The sequence below is a fragment of the Protofrankia sp. CiP1_Cm_nod4 genome (genome assembly GCF_982290645.1).
On sequence record NZ_CEVIVC010000233.1, the window covers coordinates 1 to 4211 of the forward strand.

The 4211-nt window shown below is 71.0% G+C and carries 3 protein-coding genes and 1 pseudogene; all 4 read right to left on the bottom strand.

The features are described 5' to 3' along the window. A pseudogene (locus AC5LSR_RS23390) lies at positions 1–119 on the bottom strand (IS110 family transposase); the annotation flags it as partial. Between the two features lie 89 nt (positions 120–208). After that, positions 209–643, bottom strand: coding sequence for a DUF6262 family protein (locus AC5LSR_RS23395; RefSeq protein ID WP_493465800.1), 435 nt, complete (start codon positions 641–643; stop codon positions 209–211). Continuing rightward, entirely contained in the window at positions 633–2582 is a 1950-nt protein-coding gene (locus AC5LSR_RS23400) for a tyrosine-type recombinase/integrase (RefSeq protein WP_493465801.1), read from the bottom strand. Before AC5LSR_RS23400 ends, AC5LSR_RS23395 begins: the two co-directional genes overlap by 11 nt. A 210-nt stretch (positions 2583–2792) precedes the next feature. Next, positions 2793–4016: a tyrosine-type recombinase/integrase gene (locus AC5LSR_RS23405; protein ID WP_493465802.1), complete on the bottom strand. Its 1224-nt coding sequence runs from the start codon at positions 4014–4016 to the stop codon at positions 2793–2795. Positions 4017–4211: the final 195 nt, after the last annotated feature.

Below are 4211 nucleotides of genomic sequence, written 5' to 3' on the forward strand. Positions count from 1 at the left end.
ACGGCGTCCGCCACATCCGTTTTCCGGCCCGGTACGTTACGCACATGGGCCGCGTTGAGAAGCCAGCACTCGAACTGGTCTTCCAGCATGTGGAAAACCGGCTTCCAGTAAACCCCTGTTATCTATAGTTTTCAAGATCGAGTTTGGCGTTTCCGCAGGTCGTGGCCGTCGCGGACGCGTCCGTGACAGACGATTGCCGGTGGTCTCGTCAGCGCGGGTCGGTGTCGGTGGCAGGGTGCTGGGGGCCGAGGCGGCGGCGTAGCAGCAGGTTCTCGCCGTGGGCGGCGGCGAGGGCTTCACGTAGTTCGAAGACCTCGGCGCGGTGGCGGGCTTTGAGGTCGGCGATCTGGGTGGTCAGCGCGCGCACCACGGTGCTGGTGGCGGCCGGGTGGGCGCCGTCCCGGGCAGGCGCCAGGCGGGGCGGGGTGGTGGTCTGGGTGGCGCGCAGCTGTTCGACGCGGCCGCGGATCGCCTGCTGGCGGTAGAGGAAGTCCAGGGAGACTCCGGCGCGGGCGGCCAGGGCGCGGAAGGTGATCGGTTCGCCGGCGGTGCGCATCGTTTCCAACGTCGTCTCGGCGCGGGCAGCGGCGCCGGCGGTGCGGGCGGCGGTGGCCCTGCGCAGGTTCTCGACGTTACCGGCCATCGGCGGGCCTGGTCTGCTCGGCGCGGCGGGCCGCGGCGTCGGTGCGGGCGACGACCCCGGCGCCGCGCACTGGTGTGCCCGGGGCGGCCGGGTCGGCGTCGAGCGCGGTGATGACCGCGTCGAGGGCCGCGACCTCGCGGCGGCGTCCGGCCAGCCAGATGTTCTCGTCGTTCATCGGGGCGCCGGTGCGGGCGGTGAACGCGGCCTGCCGCTCGTCGATCAGGGCCAGGGTGCGGGCCTGCTGGGTGCGCAGTTCGGGAAGGAACGTCGCGTCGGTGGCGAACTTGTCACATGTCAGGCACGCGTTGCCCTTCTCGCAGGACTGCCGTGGCGGCAGCAGGCAGTAGCCGTTGGGCAGGATCCGGTCGGTCCGGCGGTCGAGGTGGAGCAGGTCGTAGAGCTCCGCGGTCGGGGCGGCGACGTCCCGCGCATCGGCGGTGATCTTCCGGTAGCGCAGGAACTCGGCCTCGTGTGTCTCGGCGAGGGTCTGGGCATAGTGCATCGTCATCGTCGGAGAGAGGTGGCCGAGGTAGCGCTGGACGACGTGCAGCGGGACGCCGGCGTTCAGCAGGCTGGTCGCCCGGGTGTGCCGGAAGCGGTGTGTGCGCTGGAAGTCGACGAGATGACCGGCATCGTCGCGGATGTCCAGGCGGTGGGCCAGTTCGGTGAGCATCCGGTGCAGGGTGCTCGACACGTAGGGCCGGTTGCCGTTGCGGTTCATCTTCTCGCCCAGGAACAGGTAGCGCGGTGCGCGTCCCGGCGCACCATGGTTGGCAAACCATGTGGCCGCCCATTGCTGCTGCGCGCGGATGATGGCCACGATCTCGTGGTCGACGAGAACGGTGTCCGGCGCACCTTCGATCTTGGTCTGTTGGTAGCGGAGCCGGGCGGCGGACGCGTCCGGATCCTCGGCGGACGGCGCCTGCGTGGCCAGCGCGGACAGCGGGTCGTGGTCAAGCAGGAGCAGCTCGCTGATCCGCCGGCCGAGACGCGCCTGCAGCATCATGATCCGCATGGCCTGCTCGTCGCCGAACCCGCCGGAGGACACCGGCTCGCCGAGCATCCCGATTCCCGCCATGATCCGTGTGAACGCGGCGTCGGAGATGACGTCCTGGCCGGTGGCGCGGCCGGCGGCGGGGCGCGGGATCTCGCCGCGCCGGTAGAACGTGGCATGCTCCGGACCGAGGCGCAGCCAGCCGGGGTCGCCCAGCGCTGCCGCGGCCTCGCGTTTGTGGTCGTGCATGAAGGTGTAGAACTGCTCGACACTGATCAGCAGGGTCCTGATGTGGTTCTCGGACAGCGGCTGTCCCTCGGTCGGCCCACGACTGGCCCTCAGGGCGCGGACGTGGCCGAGGTAGTCGAGCATGAGGGCCCGCACCGCTTCTGGGGTGTCCGCCAGCTGCGCCGGGTGTCCTCCGCGGCTGGCGAGGAACGCGTCGAACACGGTCAGGGCGAACACCCGCTGGCCGACGGTCGACCAGCGCAGCCCACCAGTCTCGAGGCTGACCTTGCAGTGCCACTGCAGCCCGCGCCGCAGCCAGGGTGCGCTGACCCGGTGGAAGTGGATCGACTCGCGGCCCTGGGGCTCGTGTGCGCGCAGCGGGACGCGGGGATCCTCGACCGGGTTCCAGGACTCCCGCTGCCACCAGGGCCTGGCGTCGTAGGCGAGCGTGAGCAGCCGCAGGAAACGCACCAGGGTCTCCCGCAGGGTCTGGGTCGAGTGCGCGGTCGGCAGACTGCCTTTGCGTCGGTGGACCGCCAGGGAGAACTGCTGGCACCAGTCGCGTGCCGACAGGCCCATCAGCGAGATCGGTCCGCGATCGCCGAGGTCGGCGACGACGTCGGCGAGCCGGCGGGCCAGCATCGCCACTGCCGGCAGCGGAACCTTCCCGCCCAGTTCGATCACCCGTAGGCAGCACCAGGTCAGCTCGCGGCGCATCGGTTCGGGCAGCTGCTCGAGGAGGATCGCCGCGCTCGCGCGGCTGCCCCCCCGTCCAGGCGTCGCGGTAACGCTCCGGCACGGTCATCGCCGACAGCCGCGGAAGCCGCAGGTCGTCGGGCACCGCCGCCCATAGCCGCTCCAGGACCGCGGGATCGTAACCGCAGCCCGCCGCGGCCAGGTTGTCCATGAGCTCCTCGACCGTGATGTTCACGAGCACGGCCCGATCTGTCCGCCCACCGCCGCCGCGGGGCGCCAACCGGCGGTGAACGCCCGCCAGTTCGCCACCGCCCGAGCATCGGCCTCCTCGGTGACATGGGCGTAGATCGCCATCGTCGTCTGCACGTCGCCGTGGCCGAGCCGGCGGGAGACGACGTGGTCGGGCACCCCGGTCAGCAGCAGGGCGGTGGCATGCGAGTGGCGCAGCCAGTGCGGCGTCCAGGCCGCCGGCACCGTCCCGGCCAGGTCCCGGCGCAGCCGGCCAACCAGGTCGTAGACCGTCTCCGGCCGCCACGGCGCGAACCGCGCCCCGCCCGCGAGGTTCACGAACACCTGCGCCTCGTCGAGGTCGGCCACCGCCAGATCGGCGCCCGCGTCACACAACTGCCACAGATACTCGCCGTAGAGCCGGTCGAGAGCGTCAGAGACGAACAGCCGTCGGTAGCGCCAGCCCTTCACCCGCACCCCGTGTGGGTTGATCCGCGGCACGACCTCGACGAACGGGGTGTCGCCGCGGCCGGTGTGCCAGTCCCGGTGACGCAGGCCCAACGCCTCGCCCAGCCGCAGGCCCGTCTCCGCGAGAAGGGCGAACAGCAGCCGGTCGCGCACCCGGCCGGCCCACTGCCCGCTCGCTGGGTCGAACCGCGCGCAGGCATCCAGGATCTGCCCGATCTGCGGCGGAGTCAGCACCGGCGGCGGCAGGCGCGACGGAGTGCGGACCTTCACGACCGCCCGCTCCCGGCCCCGTCGACGGGCGACATGCTCGAGCATCGGCAGGTAGGACGCCCGCGCCCCGTGCACCAGCCGCACCAGGTCGCCGCCGAGGGGAACCCCGTTGAGCTCGTGGTAGCGGTAGCACGAGGTCACTGCCCGCATCCGCTGTGCGACAGTCGACTCGCCGACCCTCGCGGGTCGCGGCTCGATCGACACGACGTCAGGACCGTCACCACCGCGCAGCCAGGTCAGGAACGCACCCACTCCGGCGAGCGTCATCTGGTCCCAGTCCAGGTCGAACACCGCCAGGTAGCTCCACCACAGGGCGAGCGCCCGCGCATACGAGCGCACCGTGTTCGGCGAGGACGCCTGCACGCGCAGGTACTCGAGGAACTCCTCCGCCGGCTCGACCACCCGATGGTCCGCGCCGAGCACCGTCCAGGTCGTCTCCCCGCTCGGCAGTACCAGCCGCTGGGTCCGGCACGGCCCACACACCGTCATCACGTGTCGTAATATAGCGACTACAGATACGCCGCCCGTGACGGACGCGCCGGACCGATCCGCTCCCGTCAACCACCGTCACAGACGCGCATCACGCAACGCCGGATTACCGGTGTTTATTGGAAGCCGGTGTTCTACATGTTGGAAGACCGGTTCGAGTGCTGGCTGCTGAACGCCGCGCATGTACGTAATGTG

Bases quoted from the DNA above. Each gene is read 5' to 3' on its own strand.
- AC5LSR_RS23395 (WP_493465800.1), bottom strand. From the start codon at position 643: ATGGCCGGTAACGTCGAGAACCTGCGCAGGGCCACCGCCGCCCGCACC.
- AC5LSR_RS23405 (WP_493465802.1), bottom strand. From the start codon at position 4,016: ATGACGGTGTGTGGGCCGTGCCGGACCCAGCGGCTGGTACTGCCGAGC.
- AC5LSR_RS23400 (WP_493465801.1), bottom strand. From the start codon at position 2,582: ATGCGCCGCGAGCTGACCTGGTGCTGCCTACGGGTGATCGAACTGGGC.